14 protein-coding genes are annotated in these 15,085 nt (G+C 67.0%); 10 read left to right on the forward strand and 4 right to left on the reverse strand.

All coding sequences use genetic code 11. From position 1 onward, the window contains the following. Positions 1-86 precede the first annotated feature (86 nt). On the forward strand, positions 87-587 hold the full coding sequence (locus ABGB14_RS43635) for a SigE family RNA polymerase sigma factor (RefSeq protein WP_347649768.1): 501 nt from the start codon (positions 87-89) through the stop codon (positions 585-587). Then, complete coding sequence (locus ABGB14_RS43640) at positions 584-1,396, forward strand: hypothetical protein (protein ID WP_347649769.1); 813 nt, start codon at positions 584-586, stop codon at positions 1,394-1,396. Before ABGB14_RS43635 ends, ABGB14_RS43640 begins: the two co-directional genes overlap by 4 nt. A gap of 33 nt (positions 1,397-1,429) precedes the next feature. Here the strand turns inward: ABGB14_RS43640 and ABGB14_RS43645 are convergent, their stop codons facing one another. Then, complete coding sequence (locus ABGB14_RS43645) at positions 1,430-2,026, reverse strand: hypothetical protein (protein ID WP_347649770.1); 597 nt, start codon at positions 2,024-2,026, stop codon at positions 1,430-1,432. A 1-nt stretch (position 2,027) separates the two neighbouring features. Here ABGB14_RS43645 and ABGB14_RS43650 point away from each other — a divergent pair, with 1 nt between their 5' ends. Next, on the forward strand, positions 2,028-2,648 hold the full coding sequence (locus ABGB14_RS43650; RefSeq protein ID WP_347649771.1) for a hypothetical protein: 621 nt from the start codon (positions 2,028-2,030) through the stop codon (positions 2,646-2,648). 227 nt (positions 2,649-2,875) lie between these two features. Here ABGB14_RS43650 and ABGB14_RS43655 read toward each other — a convergent pair whose 3' ends face one another. Then, positions 2,876-3,688: an AraC family transcriptional regulator gene (locus ABGB14_RS43655; protein ID WP_347649772.1), complete on the reverse strand. Its 813-nt coding sequence runs from the start codon at positions 3,686-3,688 to the stop codon at positions 2,876-2,878. 202 nt (positions 3,689-3,890) lie between these two features. Between ABGB14_RS43655 and ABGB14_RS43660 the strand changes: the two genes are divergently transcribed. The 7 genes from ABGB14_RS43660 (at position 3,891) to ABGB14_RS43690 (ending at position 12,765) form a co-directional block, all read left to right on the forward strand. Next, positions 3,891-7,913 (forward strand): discoidin domain-containing protein, encoded by a 4,023-nt coding sequence (locus ABGB14_RS43660; RefSeq protein WP_347649773.1) that lies wholly within the window; start codon positions 3,891-3,893, stop codon positions 7,911-7,913. A 33-nt stretch (positions 7,914-7,946) separates the two neighbouring features. Beyond that, complete coding sequence (locus ABGB14_RS43665; protein ID WP_347649774.1) at positions 7,947-9,257, forward strand: extracellular solute-binding protein; 1,311 nt, start codon at positions 7,947-7,949, stop codon at positions 9,255-9,257. After that, entirely contained in the window at positions 9,254-10,102 is an 849-nt protein-coding gene (locus ABGB14_RS43670) for a sugar ABC transporter permease (protein WP_347649775.1), read from the forward strand. Before ABGB14_RS43665 ends, ABGB14_RS43670 begins: the two co-directional genes overlap by 4 nt. Next, positions 10,103-10,891, forward strand: coding sequence for a carbohydrate ABC transporter permease (locus tag ABGB14_RS43675; RefSeq protein ID WP_347649776.1), 789 nt, complete (start codon positions 10,103-10,105; stop codon positions 10,889-10,891). Continuing rightward, positions 10,888-12,066, forward strand: coding sequence for a glycoside hydrolase family 99-like domain-containing protein (locus tag ABGB14_RS43680; protein ID WP_347649777.1), 1,179 nt, complete (start codon positions 10,888-10,890; stop codon positions 12,064-12,066). The genes ABGB14_RS43675 and ABGB14_RS43680 overlap by 4 nt, the downstream gene beginning before the upstream one ends. Before the next feature lie 109 nt (positions 12,067-12,175). Further along, positions 12,176-12,343, forward strand: a complete 168-nt coding sequence (locus ABGB14_RS43685) for a hypothetical protein (RefSeq protein ID WP_347649778.1) — start codon at positions 12,176-12,178, stop codon at positions 12,341-12,343. Positions 12,344-12,447: 104 nt separating this feature from the next. Next, on the forward strand, positions 12,448-12,765 hold the full coding sequence (locus ABGB14_RS43690) for a hypothetical protein (RefSeq protein WP_347649779.1): 318 nt from the start codon (positions 12,448-12,450) through the stop codon (positions 12,763-12,765). A gap of 195 nt (positions 12,766-12,960) precedes the next feature. Here the strand turns inward: ABGB14_RS43690 and ABGB14_RS43695 are convergent, their stop codons facing one another. Next, on the reverse strand, positions 12,961-13,656 hold the full coding sequence (locus tag ABGB14_RS43695; RefSeq protein WP_347649780.1) for a DUF6461 domain-containing protein: 696 nt from the start codon (positions 13,654-13,656) through the stop codon (positions 12,961-12,963). A 1,020-nt stretch (positions 13,657-14,676) separates the two neighbouring features. Beyond that, positions 14,677-14,922, reverse strand: coding sequence for a hypothetical protein (locus ABGB14_RS43700; protein WP_347649781.1), 246 nt, complete (start codon positions 14,920-14,922; stop codon positions 14,677-14,679). Positions 14,923-15,085 lie beyond the last annotated feature (163 nt).

Genomic DNA, 15,085 nt, shown 5'->3' on the forward strand with positions numbered 1-15,085 from the left:
TGCCGCGCCACACCATGAACGCCTGTCATCCGAACGTGCCCGCCAGGTAGTAGTCATCGCCGGAGACGACGAGACGGAGATGACTGATGGACGACGGGTTCGCCGAGTACGTGGCGCACCGCCATCTACGGCTGTGCCGGATGGCGTACCTCCTTGCCCGTGACTGGGGCACGGCCGAGGACCTGGTGCAGACAGCGCTGGCCAAGGCCTGGGTGGCCTGGCGGCGGATCGAAGGCAACCCCGATCCGTACGTCTATCGCATCATCGTGAACACCCACGCCACCTGGTGGCGGCGGCTGTGGCGCGGCGAGCTGCCGGTCGAAACCCTGCCCGAGACGGCCGACCCGCATGACCACGCCGCCGCCGTGGACGACCAGGCGGCGCTGTGGAACGCCATCGGCACCCTGTCACCACGCCAGCGGGCGGTGATCATCCTGCACTACTTCGAAGGGCGGACGCTCACCCAGGTCGCCGACATGGTCGGCTGCTCGCTGGGCGCGGTCAAGAGCCAGCTCAGCAGGGCCCTGACCCGTCTCCGGGTCGATCCGGACATCCGCACCATGAACCTGGAGGAGCTCCACCGATGAGGCACACGGAGAGCAACCTGCGCACGCTCCTGGACAGGCACGCCCACGACACGACAGGGAGGGAACCGGTCCCCAACCTCGACGCCATCGTCCGCCGAGGCCGCCGGACGCGCCGGACCCGGCGCGCGCTGAGCGTCGGGGCGGCGCTCGCCGTCACCGCGACCGCCGCTGTCCTGCTGACGGGGCCCGTCCGGCCGGACCGGGCCGTGGTGGCCCAGCCGCCCAGCTCGGCGCGGATCGAGCCGCCCCCGGAACTGCCCGAGAGCTTCCCCGTTGTGCTGGGAGCCGAGAGGTTCGCCCTTTCCCTCATCCACTCCCAGCGCTTCGGTACGACGGGCGTCGGCCGGACCGTGACGTTCACACCGACAAGTCTCTCCACCGGCTACAAGGTGGTCTGCGCCGATCCCCAGGCCTGGGTCGTCGTCTCGATCTCGCACAAGGGCGGTGAAGCGGGCGGCACCTCCTGGCGATGCGGAGACGGAGTGGGCGGCCACCACGACCGGCTCTCCGCCCCCTCCGGCTGGCTCAAGGGCCCGCAGACGATACAGGTGTGGGTCTTCCCCGCCGACGCCCCCGTCGTCAAGGTCACCGAGGAGCTCGGCCGCTGCCGGCAGTTCACGAAGTCGCCGACGTGCGACGAGCGGGCGGCCGCGCGCGCCCTCTCCCGCCCGGACGTGCTCGAACGCCTCTCTGCGGAGGTCGGCGAGCGGCCCGGCGAGTGGGCGGTCGGCCTCTACGACCACCCGGCCGCCGCGACCCCGGCGACCCCTGACGCTTCCGGGCCCTCGGGAGACGTCGACCGGTCCTGAGCGCGCGAGGGCGCTATGTCCTGTCGGCGGAGTTCACTCCTCGTTCCAGTTGTCGAGGATGATGACGGGCGCCTCTTCCACATCCAGCCATTCGCTTTCAAGGCGCATGCCGGTGGCTGCCTCGATGAAGGCGAATGCCGCACTGAGCTTGCCGCGATAGTCCTCCGGGTGGAGGCTGTCGAGCATGGGCAGAAAATCGGCCAGGATGTCGGGGTCGCCCTGCTGGATGCGGTGCTCGGCGAAGATGAAGTAGCCCATTCGTGCCCTGATCTCGCCCTCGGCTGCGTTGAGGATCGTATATCCCCCGAAGGTGTGCCAGGTCGTCATCCATACCCGTGACGTCTTGCTGAGTTCGACGAGGATGTGATCGGGTGTGGCGTAGCCGTAGCTGAACTCCAGGAAACCGTAGGTTCCTTCGCCCTCGAAGGCGAAGAGCACCGGCAGATCCTCCCTCCAGGCCACCTCCGTGGGATGTTCCATGGTGCGTTGTCGGGGCTCGCGGCCTCCGTTCAGCCGCCGCAGGAGGTCGTCCACTGTGGTCTCTTCGTCCAGGGGTTGCACGACAGTCCAGCAGAGCGCCTGCTCTAACCACTGGTGCCAGTCGAAGAGGTTGCGGTAATGATCGATCACGGTGCTGATTGTCACAGAAGATGCCAGGATGGGCGCCCGCTCTGCCGGTGTGGCAGGACGGTGCTTCGCGTCGCGGCAAACTGGCGCTGTCGCCCGTACCATCCCCTTCGATACCTTCAACAAGCGTGCAGGCGATCGCCTCCGAGAAGGCGATTTCCTTTTCCTGCTGTCACCGCCCCGCGAGTGTTCGGAGCCAAAGACTATGAATGGCCTGGCGAGAACCTGTGCAGCCTTGGCAGTGGGCATCTTCTTAGCTGGCGCAATGACCGGCTGCGGCGCGTTGTGCCAAGCGCGGGCGAAGCAGGACATCAACGAACTGAAGCGAATCGTTCCAGGTCTTCTCCCGAAAGCTGTTGCTGAGACCGTCATGGAGGATGACGACTGCGAGTCCGGAAGTGGCGGGTTCCTTGTCTTCAGAGCACGCCGTACGATGACTAGCGAGCAGATATTCGAGAAGTTTCTCGCCAAGGGGTGGGATCGAATCGACGGACCACAGGATGGGTGCGCCCTTTGCGTCGACGGGCTCGACGGCGTAACTACCGAGCGGGACGGTCACACGGTCTACCTGAGGATCAGTGACTCGGAGGACGGCACGATGGATATCCTGGCGGCTTTTGCATGATGTGCGGCCCCGAGCGGCGCCCCGCGCTTCCCTGGCTCAGCCGATGACCGGCCAACGAGTCGAGCACGTGGGGGTCGGGTTGCCGAAGGAGAGGGAACGCTCGGCTGCGCCGGGCCGACAACGACTCCACGACAAACTTCGCTACACGGCCAGGCCCCTTTGTCGGATCCTCGCTGACCGGATGAAGGGGAACCGGATCTGCCGCTTCTCCCGCACCTGTCCCGCCCCTATGAGTGGACGGCACCGCCGTAGCGCCGGCGGAAGTCCCGGGGGGATATGCCGAAGACCTGGCGGAATCGGCGGCTGAGGTAGTTGGGGTCCGGCCAGCCGTACCGGCGGCCGATCTCGCTGATCGGGTCGTCGCTGTTGATGAGATCGGCGGCGACGTGCTCGGCGCGGAGCCGGGCGAGGTACGCGATCGGTGACATGCCGGTGGCCTGGAGGAACAGTCTGGACAGGTGGGACGCCGACAGGTGAGACGCCTCGACGAGGTCGCCGAGGGTCCACTGTCTGGCCACGTCACATTCCAGCAGCCGCAGCGTGTCGGTGATCGCCGCGGGCAGTTGCGCGGGCTGCTGCTGATGGAGGGCGGGCCCGTCAGGCCCTGACGCCGTGGAGAGGGCGCCGAGTACGGCCGTCAGCAGGCCGACCCGCCTGGACGCGTACGTGATGCTGCCGGGCGCGTCGCGAGGTGGCACCTCGCGCAACCACCTGGTGACGTCTACCAGCGTGGGGTCGTCGAGTTGCCGTTCGACGACGCGACCCGGTGCGGGCGGCCTGATCAGGCTGCTGCATTCCGGCGAGTCGCGCAGCCACCGCAGGGCCGAGTGGAGCGACTCGGTGCCGAGGTAGATGTTCCACACCCGGAGTGCGCGGCAGTCACGCCAGCTGTGCCAATGGCCCGGCCTGAGCACCGCGCAGTATCCGCGGCCCACCGTACGGCTGGCCAGCTGGGTCTCGTGGCGTGCCTGGCCGCTCTCGACGACCACGATCTCGATGAACTCGTGGCTGTGCGGGCCGACCCCGGGGAGGCCGTCCATGAGTTCCGCGGCGACCGCCGGCCCCGACTCCGGCAGGGCCTGGCCTCGACGGTATCGGTTGATCGCGACTCCACTGGTCAGATCGTGCTATTTCAGGACGGGATCCTGCTAGCCCACGCACCACGATGTCAATAGCATGCGCGTTACGTGCAAGTTGGGGCCGAAAACCACCCTTTGGTCGGGCCCGAACAGGGAGGTCGCGGTGAAGACGCTCGGCTTACGGAGAAACCTGGCGCGCGTCGCGGCCGTGGTCGCGGTCGCGCTCGCCGTACCAGGTGGTGGTGCGAATGCCACGACGGTCACCGTGGAAGAGGCGCGAGAGAGCCCGGCCACGACCACCGACCTGATGGCGGCGGGCGGTCCCCTGGTGGCCACCGATGCGCTCGGCCGCCGGCTGAGCGATCACACCACCGCTCCCGCTCCGCGCCGCGACCGCTCGGTCGGCGTCTTCTACGTGCTGTGGCACGGCTCGAACGACATGCGTGACTACAAGAACGTCTTCGACAACAACGCCACGCTGGCCAAGGACCCGCTCGCCTGGAAGAGGCCGGACAGCGGAGCCTTCCCCGACCCCAACCATTTCGCTTACTGGGGCGAGCCGCTGTGGGGCTACTTCCGCAGCGACGACGCCTGGGTGGTGCGCCGCGACCTCCAACTCCTCGCCGCCGCCCAGGTCGACTACCTGGTGCTCGACACCTCGAACTGGGAGATCTACAAGCCGCAGGCGATCCTGCTGATGCGGACGATCGTCGAACTGCAGGCCCAGGGCGTGCGGGCACCGCAGGTGGTCTTCATGACGCACACCGATTCCACCCGCAACATGGACGAGATCTACCGGACGTTCTACGCCGACGACGCGCCGCACCGGTATCCCAGCACGTGGTTCCGCTGGGACGGCAGGCCGTTGATCATGGGCAGCGACCCGTCCCGGACCGTCCAGGACTTCTTCACCTTCCGCTACGCTCAGTGGCCCAACGAGCCGCAGCAGCCCGCCGACGGCTGGGACTGGATCAGTTTCGACCGCCCGCAGCGTGGCAACCGTGACGCCGACGGAAACCTTGAGCAGATGGCCGTGTCCCCGGCACAGAACTCCGGCAGTTCGTCGATCTTCAGCTACACCGCGTGGTACGAGCTCGACGACAGGGCGTCGCTCAGCCGTAATTTCCATGACGGCGCGGAGGACGAGTCGCCCGGAGCGGAGCTCCACGGCCACAACTTCCAGGAACAGTGGGACCACGCGATCGCGCAAGATCCCGAGACGATCCTCGTCCTGGAGTGGAACGAATGGATCGCCGGAAACTGGGCGGCCGACCCGAAGAGTCCTCTCGTCTTCTACGACGTGGTCAACACCCGGTGGAGCCGCGACCTGGCGCCGATGGCCGGCGGCTACGGCGACAACTACTATCTGCAGCTGGTCGACAACATCCGCCGCTACAAGGGCGTCGATCCGCCGGCGGACACCGGCGCCGAGCGGACCATCGACCTGCGGCGCGGATTCGGCCAGTGGCGCGGGGTCTCCCCCGAGTACGCCGACCACCGGGGCGACACCGCGCCACGCGACCATCCGGGCACCGACGCGCGGACCTACGTCAACCGTACGGGCCGCAACGACATCGTCTCCGCCAAGGTCGCCAGGGACACCGCGAACGTCTACTTCTACGCCAGGACGGGCGAACACCTGACGCCGATCTCCGGCGGGAACTGGATGACGCTGTACCTGGACGTCGACTCCGGCAAGGCCAACGGCTGGTCCGGTTACGACCTGCGGGTGCGGTGGAGCGAAGCCGGCGGAGCCCGGCTCGAACGGTTCACCGGCGGCGGGTGGACGGCTGTCCGCTCGATCTCGTTCACGGCCGACGGCGGCGAGCTGATGCTCGCGGTGCCGCGGGCGGACCTCACCGCCGGCGCGGATCCGCTGCGGCTCGCTTTCAAGTGGTGGGACAACCAGCAGAGCGACGACCCTGCCGACGCGTACGTCTCCGGTGACGCCGCGCCTGACGGCCGGTTCGGCTACCTGTACGACACCGGCGACCATCCGAGCGCGCAGCCGCTCGACGGGCCGCCGGCCGTGGACAAGGCGCCGGCCAGGCCTTCCGGGTGGTACCGGATCGAGAACGACGACCGGACGACGGACTACGAGACCTCCGTGACGCCACACGCCAGTGACTGGGTGGTCGTGCCGGACCGGGCCGCCTCCGGCGGCTCCTACAGCTCCCTGTTCAACCCAGGAGGAGGGGCGAGCGGCTTCTACCGGACGTTCATCAGAGCCGGCTTCACCGGCAACGCCGTCCGCTGGGTCGCCCCGACAGGTCCGCAGGGCACCGAAGCCGAGGTGTTCGTCAACGGACTGTCGCAAGGGATGGTGAACCTGTACAGTTCGCAGCCGCGGTCCAGGCAGACCGTCTTCGAGGTACGTGGCCTGCCGGACGACTACCACGAGATCATGGTCGTGTTCCGGGCCCAGAGCGGGACCTACTACCACGACGCCTTCGAGTACGGCGTCGGCGCCGCCGGCCGTGGCGGCGGACCCGACCCGGCGACCCCGTCCGCGACCGCCTACGCCACCGCATCCTCCTTCTCCCCGGCGAGGTGGTTCGCCACCAACGCCGGCCAGGTGAACGACGGCCGCGTGGGGACGTACTGGCGGGGCACCAAGGAGTCGGGCGACTCCGTCACCCTCTCCTTCGGCAGGACGGTCAGGTTCGACCGGGTGGAAGTGGTGCCCAGAGCGGCCGGGGCGACCGTGACGTCGTTCGAGGTGCGCGTGCCCGACGGAGACGGATGGCGCGTCGTCCACCGTGGCGGGAAGCCGGCCGCCGGCGCCATCGACCTCGGCACGATCCGCGCCGACGCCCTCCAGTTGCTGGTCAAGGGAACGACCGGCGGACCTCCTGAGATCGCCGAACTCGAGGTCTCAGCGCATCGCGAATCTCCGCCGAAGCCATCCGGCACCTCGTGGGAGTTCGCGAACGGCGCCGACGGCTGGTCAGGCGCCGGGCTGAGCGGCGAGGTCGAGTGGTCGGAGCAGGGCACGATCGGCGGCGACCTCGGCGCCACGGAGTCGGTGTTGCGCTCCCCCGGCGATCTCCACGTCGATGCGGACAGGTTCCGGTCCGTCCTGGTCGAGATGAGCAACCGCACCGACGCGCGCGAGGCGTACATCGACTACACCGCGGTGACCCCCGACCATCGCACCGTGACCGGGCGCCGCACCTTCCGCCTGGCCCCGGGAACAGCAGCCAGAAGTCACGTCATCGACATGACGGACGCGCCGGGCTGGTCGGGAACGGTGCGCCAGGTCGGGGTCGGGATCTCGGCGGGGAAGGGCCGCCTGGACCTCGGACACGTGCGCCTCGCGCCGGACCACGCGGTGTACTCCGCGCACTTCGTCGAGGACGCGGAAGGATGGACCGCCGCAGGCATGACCTGGCAGCGGGACGGTTCGATCCGCCTGCCTGCCGATGGCGGCGCAGTGACCTCGCCCGCCGGTCTGCGTTCCGACCTCACCAACGCCGACACCGTGACCTTGCGGGTACGCAACGACTCGTCGGCACGCCGTGGCGTGATCCGCTTCACCACGGGGGCGGAACCCGAGGACGCGTCACGAGGCTCGGCCGAGTTCGAACTGACCGCGCACGACGACGCCTTCAAGACCTACCAGGTCACCATGGACGGTGTGCCCGGCTGGCAGGGCCTCCTGGACCGGCTGAGCGTGGAACTGGTCGGTGCGGCGAAGGGCGAGAACGTGTACCTGGACGCGGTACGGGTCGAACCTTTCGTCCTCACCACGCTCAACCCTCAGCGCTCGTGGACGTTCGACGAGAGCGCGGAAGGATGGGGCGAGCCCGGCCACATCGACGGATTCGCCTGGCGCGACGGCGGGGTCGGCGGCACGATCACCGGGCCTGACCCCCAGTTCTTCTCGCCGCACGGGTTGTGGGTGGACCTCACCGGCCTCAAGACCGTGGCGATCCGGATGGCCGTCGACACGACCGCGACGCACGGAACCCTCTACTTCACGACCGAGGCCGACTCCGGCTTCAGCGAGGCCAACAGCGTCAGGATCCCCCTCGATACCGGCGCCACCGGGCCGGTGACGTACCGGCTCGACATGAGCAAGGTCAGCGGCTGGAACGGCGTCCTGCGACAGATCCGGCTCGACCCCGAAGAGGGCGACAGCGGCGGAAGCTTCCACGTCGACAGCGTCGAACTGCTGGCCGGCTAGACCGCAGGCGTCCGCGCCCAAGAGGAGCACATCATGCCAAGGACAACACCCAGCAGCTTCAGGCTCGCCGTGACGGCCCTGGCCGTGGCACTGGCCGCGGCGGCCTGCGGCGGCTCCGGCTCGCCGCCAGGTGACACCACCGTCAAATGGTGGGCATGGAACGCCGGCGAGCACGAGAGGACGATCGCGGCGTTCGAGAAGGCGAACCCCGGGATCAAGGTCGAGTTCACCGCCTACTCCAACGCCGACTACCTGAACAACCTGCGCTCAGCACTCACGTCGGGCAAGGGACCGGACGTCCTGCAACTCGCACCCGGTGCCACCGTGGCCAACTACGGCGACCTCGTCGAGGACCTCGGGCCGCTCGCCGAGAAGCAGTGGGGAGCCGGCTGGCGCGACAGGTTCAACGAGCTCGGTGTCGACCAGCTGGCCGCGAACGGCAGGCAGGCAGCGCTTCCCGCCTACATGAGCGCCGCCGGGCTGATCTACTACAACTCCGGCCTGTTGGAGAAGACCGGGACGAAAGTCCCCAAGGACCTGGCCGAGTGGAAGGCCACCTGCAAGACCATCAAGGCAGCCGGGTACGACTGCCTCGCGCACGGAGCCAAGGACGCCTGGGCGAACCTGGACGTCTACCTCTCGCTGATCAACAGCGTCAAGCCCGGCATCGTGTACGACGCCATCGCCGGCAAGGCCGACTGGACCGGCCCCGAGTTCCTCCAGGCCATGCAGGCGTGGCGGTCGCTGTTCACCGACGGCGTCATCTCCTCGGGCGCGACGGCGAAAGCGGAGTATCCCGACGCGTTCTCACCCTTCCTCGAAGGAAAAGCCGCGTTCATCGCGCTCGGCACGTGGAACACCCCAGGCACCATGACCAGGACCGGGCTCAAGGTCTCCCAGCAGACCGTGTCGGCACCGATCAAGAGCGTCTTCCTGTCCGCACCGTTCCCCGGCGCCGCCACCGGGCTGGCGCCCACCGCGGCCTTCGGCGGCCCGGACAACGGCTGGGCCATCAGCAGCCAGAGCGCGGACAGGGACGCCGCGTGGAAGCTGGTGTCCTTCCTCTCGGACACCGAGGGCCAGACCATCCAGGCGGCAGTCGGAAACTTCCCGGCGCTGCTGAGCGTGCCGGTGTCGACCTCGGATGTCGTCGACTCCAGCCAGGTGGACGACATCGAACGACAGCAGAAGACGCTCACCAGCCTGATCGGGTACCGGCAGATCCCCTACCCCGACCTCGAAACCGCGCTCGCCCGAGCGTTGTCGGAGGTGGCGGCGGGAACGGCCGAGCCCGCCGAAGCCCTCGCCGCGGTGCAGGGCGTGTCGTCCTCCCTCACCCGATGACGGCAAGGAACTGGGGCCCCTACCTCTACGCGCTACCCGCCCTCGTGCTCGTCTCCGGAGTCGTGCACTACGGAATCGCGGCGAACGCCATGTACTCGACGTGGGACTGGAACGGGGTGTCACCACGGCACACCGGGGTCGGCGCCGGCAACTACCTCGCGCTTGCCACCGATCCCGTTTTCTGGACGGCGGCGCGCAACACCCTGCTGTTCGCCGTCGCGACCGTCGGGATCCAGATGGTCCTCGGGTTTCTCCTGGCCGTCCTCGTACGCACGCGGACGTCGGGCGGCGGGATCCTGCGAACCCTGATCTTCGTGCCGGTGGTGATCTCCCCGGCGATCGTGGCGACCTCCTTCCGGCTGCTGCTCTCGCCGGACGGGGAGGTGAACCAGTTGCTGGCCTTGGATCACGCCTGGCTGGCCGACCCCCGGACGGCGCTGATGACCATCATCGCGATCAACATCTGGCAGTACACGGGGTACAGCTTCGTCATCTACGACGCGGCGATCTCGCAGATCGACCCTTCCGTCATCGAGGCCGCCCGGCTCGACGGCGCCGGTACGGCACAGCTGCTTCGGCGCGTCGTCGCGCCGCTCGTCTCCGGTTCCCACCTCGTGCTCGTCGTGCTCGGGGTGATCAGCGCGCTCAAGACCTTCGACATCGTGTTCCTGACCACCGGCGGCGGTCCTGGTGTCGAGACGGAGTTCCTCAGCACGTACATCTACAAGCAGGTGATCAACCAGTTCCACGCCGGCTACGGCGCGGCGCTGTCGATGGTGCTGGTCCTGGTCGCGCTGCTGTTCGCGGTCCTTCAGGTCCGGCTCGCCCAGCGGGCGGTGAGCTGAGTGTTCGCCCAGCAATCGATCCTGGGGCGGGTCGTGAGCCAGATCGTGCTGGCGATCTGTGTCGTGATCCTCGCCGCCCCGCTCGCCCTGATCGTCCGGCTGTCCTTCGGCGGGGAGGGCTGGCGCAACTTCGTGGTCATCGTCGGCACCACGCCGTTCCTCCGGTTCCTGTCGAACAGCCTCGTGATCGCCGTCGTGACCGTGGCGCTCGTCCTGATCATGGCCATGGCCGCCGCCTACGCGACATCCGTGCTCCGGCCCAGGGGCGCATCGCTGATCACCGTGCTCGTCCTCGCCGGCCTGTCCATGCCGGCGATCGCGCTGGCGGTGCCGGTGTTCTCTCTCGTCCAGACCTTCGGGCTGTTCGACACCTACTGGGCGGTGATCATCCCGTTGACGGCGTTGTCCATCCCGTTCGGAGTGCTCGTCGGCGGGAACTACATCCGCGCGATACCGGTCGAGATCTTCGAGGCCGCGAAACTCGACGGCAGCGGCTCGTTCAGGACCCTGGTGAGCATCGTGGTGCCGATCTGCCGCCCGGTGCTCTCGGTGATAGCAATTTTCAGCTTTCTCGCGGCATGGAACGAGTATCTGCTGCCGCTGCTCTTCCTCCAGGACGTTGATCTCAAGGTTGTGACCCAGGTGCCCACCTATTTCCAGAGCCAGCGACTCGTCGACACCCCCAAGGTCTTCGCGGCCAATGTCCTGATCAGCCTGCCCATCGTGGCCGTCTACCTGGCGCTGCAGCGGACCTTCCGCAGAGGTCTGACCGGCGGGGCCGTCAAATGACCGATCGGGCACGGCAGGCCGACCGCCCCAAGATCTTTGCGTACTACTTTCCCGACTACCACGCCGACGCGCGCAATGCCGCCTGGTTCGGCGAGGGCTGGGACGAGTGGCACCTGGTGCGCGCCGCTGTCCCCCGTTTTCCTGAGCACCTCCAGCCGAAGGTGCCGCTGCTCGGCCACCAGGACGAAGCCGACCCCGCGGTCGCCCAGTCCTCCATCGAACTCGCCGACCGGTTCGGGATCGACGGGTTCATCTTCGACTATTACTGGTACGACGACGGCCCCTACCTCCAGCGAGCGCTCGATGAAGGATTCCTCGGGGCGCCGAACCCGGAGCGGGTCGAGTTCTCGCTGATGTGGGCGAACCACGACCTGCTCGACATCTTTCCGCGGCGGGACCTCACCACGATGCCCCGCACGCTGAAGCGGGGTGCGATCGGCCGTGCCGCCTTCGAGCGGATGGCACGACATGTGGTCGACCGCTATTTCTGGCGGCCGCACTACACCCGCGTCCACGGACGGCCACGCTTCTCGATCTACGAGGTGGGTGCGCTGATCCGCGGCTTGGGCGGCGTAAGGGAGGCCGCCGACGCACTGAACTGGTTCGACGGACTCGCGCGCGAGTCCGGCCATCCGGGCGTGCATTTCGACGCCGTGGTCTGGGGGTTCGCGGTGCTTCCCGCGGAGATTCCGATCGCCGCGCCCGAGAAGCTGATTCGGGAGCTGGGATTCAGGTCGGCGAGCTCCTACGTCTGGATCCACCACGCGGATTCGGCCCAGCACCCCTTCCCTTTCGCCGACACCTGGCGTGAGGTCGCCGCCGCCGCGTTCCTGGAGTACGACGGCTACAGGAAACGGTTGGGTGTCCCGTTCCACCCGAACGCCACCGCGGGCTGGGACGCCTCCGCCCGGGTCGCGGCCGAGGCCGAATTCTCCCGTGACGACCTGCCGTACACACCGGTCTGGCAGGCCACCCCGGCCGACTTCGAACACGGCCTCCGCCTGGCGAAGAGCTTCATCTCAGCGTCCGGGTACGACTACCGCGAACTGACGATCAACGCGTGGAACGAGTGGACCGAGGGGTCCTACCTCCTCCCCGACGAGGTCGACGGGTTCGCTCGGCTCGAAGCCGTCCTGCGCGTGTTCGGGCCGCGGGCGAACCGCGGATCTTCTTGAGGGGCGAACAGCACCAGCCGGCACGGGGCGAACGCGCTGGGACCCATCACCGCAACTGTTGACGTCGCCCTCACGGAAGGCGGCGACGCGGTCCTGTCATGATCATCAGATGTTCGAGGCCGTGGAGCTTCCGACGTGGATAGGGATGGTGGCTGTCGGATTCCTCTTCCCGGACGGCCGAGTGACGATCTACAACGCTCTCGATGAGAACGGCATGGAGTTCACAGACCCCGATCAGCGGTACGCGCGCCAGAAGTTCGGCGCGCAGTGCCCATGACCCACTGGCGAGACTTGTCACCCCCGGCGATCGGAGCGGGTGACGAGAATAGAATCCGCGCTGTCAGCTTGTGATGATCGCTTGCCCATGCTTATGTGTTCGGAGTGAGTCGTGATTCCGATGTAGGCGAACGTCTCGAACCTGTTGCGGCGAAGATGGGCTCGGCAGGTGGCAAAGCGAGCCACATCACACTGCTCATTGTCCTGGGCGCGATCCCTCTTCTGCTTGCCAACTGGTTCATCGTTGCCATGATCCTTGGGCACGACTGCGCCTTTTCCTATGAGGGCGGCAACATAACGGAGTGTGTTGGCGGGTTTTCCGAGGAAGAGACGACCGCCGCGTCGGGGCTGGTCGCGCTGGTGCTACTTGTCATCCAGATGGGGCTGATCATCCTGGTGCGCCGACGCACCCGCGGATCGTAGTGAGGCCGCATTGTCGGCGGCTTGAAACCGAACCTACGGATCACGAGCGGTTCGTGCCGTTCCGGGCAGGCCAATGCAGGCCAGGAGGGGTGCGCGGTCGCTCAGGAACGCCTCTGGAGGGCGTGGAACCGCAACTAGAACCGCAACTGGGCACCCTGCAATAGGAGCGGCCTGAACTTGGGCATCGGCAGGCTGTCAAGCAAGCTCTGGAAATGCGTCCGCGGGGCTCGCGTAGTAGCGAGCGATGGATGCTCGGTGAGGCAAGGCCCCGGGCTGGAGGTGGCGGGGCTCCAGCCGAACACCGGTACGTCGTTCGGCGAGCGCCAAAGCTCCCTCGATGTAAGGCGGGAAGATGTCGGGGTCCGGGTCGAGGTCCCAGAGCATGCCCAGTTCTTCGAGGTCCCGTTTGAGCCGTTCGGGGTCGGTGCTGTCGCTCCAGTGGGCGTACATCGGGTCAAGGCGCTCGATGACGTCGCCGTCTACGGCATGGACGAAGTGGGAGTGATAGTTGACGTTGCGCTCAACGCTGGCGATCGACGTACCTCGCGAGAGGGTGTGCACCACTTCGCGCAAGATCCCTGCATGGCCGTGCTCCACCATGATCGATCCACCGGGAGCACAGCCGACTTCGACGGTTGCGGGACCTTCCTGTTCGGGGTCCTCGATGAGTCCCAGTCGGTTCAGGACCTCTTCAGGCGCGAGGCCGGCGATGAAGGTGAGGCAAAACGCCGCCGGCGCCCATGGAGACTGACTCCACCATCCGTAGACGTCCGTGGTCGCTGCACGTTCACCGGCGACGATCACCGATCCCTCGGAGCGATGGTTTGTTCCGTCGGTGACCGGATCGGCAGGAAGTCGGTGACCGCAGTCTTCTTCCGTCTCGTCGTACAAGGCCAGATGCGTGGGACACGGCCACATACGACAGGTGGGACAGGTCTGAATGTGATCGAACGTGCAGTCGTCGCAGCCGCGGGGCTTTCGCGTGCTCCTGACATGGCGAGAGCATGGGCGCAGCTGGAGAATCGTGCCCGGCTGGTGGAGGGCATCGACCCGAGCGACAGCTTGCCCGGCCTTCTCTGAGAATTCCGGCACAGAGACCTCTCGATAGTCCGAAGGGGCGTAGACGAGCCTTGCCGATTATCGTGGGCGACGCGAATGTCCACACCATCGGCCATGACGGAGGCCACGCCCCCACTCGTGCTTACGACACGCGCGATTGAGCAGGCCCTCGGCCCTGGATTCACCGGGTTCCGACCGGCGACGATCTACCAGCACGCGGTCAGAGGAGCCGGTGAGGCGATCACCAACATCGACGATCGGCAACTCGAAGCACGTGACCGGCAGGATGATCACGAGCTAATAGCCCGTGGCCTGCGAAGATCGAACCAGTCCGGAAACAGTCACGGCGTCGCGCGGGCATAGGCCAGGAGCGCGCCGAAGTCGGTGTCGGCGGAGATGACGATCCGGCCATCCGCAGCAGCGAGTTACATGAGCGTGGTGTCGGGCGCGCTCGTTACCTGGAGATCGCGTACATGGACGGCGTCGTGGCCGCTTCGGTCAGCAGCTCAGCGCTCGGGGCGAGGTCTCATCGACCAGGAAGTTCACGCTGGCTCTCGGAGACGGTAGAAGTGGACATTCGTGGACGCCGCTGCGTACTCAAGCGCCTGCGCTTGTCAGGTTCGACGGTGATCCGATCGAAGTTCATGGCGTCTCCCTCCCCTGCCGATACTGCCAGGTTCGATTCCCGTCACCCGCTCCACATGCGATGCCGTCGTCATGATGACGCCGCATTACCTCCTACGCGGTGTCTCGGTCGCGTGCTGCTGGCCGACCTGCCAAGGGTTGAGTGACCGTGAATTCCCGTGACTCCCCATTGATCGCTCTGCGAACGGGGACGCAACGGGCACGAACCTATGGCCATTCGATGCGAACAAGATAGACCTCGCGCTGCCGGTCCAGGACCACATAGGTGGCGAGACCACGTTCTCCGAACGCGTGCGTAAGCATGTTCGCCCTTGGGTTCTTGAAGTTGTACGGGTCTCCACTCCAAGGAGCGGTCTCCGGCAGCGCGAACAGTTCCGCGAGCGGATGCAGTGCGTGATCGGGTAGCGCAGCGATCTGTTCCTCGGCTACGGGATCGATGTTGAGCTTGAACACCTAGACATCGATCCCACGAGCAGCAAGGATCTCCCGCTGTCCTGTCCCGTGACATGCTTGACACTCGAGTCCCAGGACATGCTTGACACCGGTGCCGTGTTCGGGTTTCTCCTGATGCGTCGTTTGTGGGTGGCGCGTTTCGGGGGAGCCGGGAATGGTCCTG

Origin of the sequence: Nonomuraea sp. B10E15 (assembly GCF_039871615.1) — a bacterium.
Taxonomy (GTDB): Bacteria; Actinomycetota; Actinomycetes; order Streptosporangiales; family Streptosporangiaceae; genus Nonomuraea.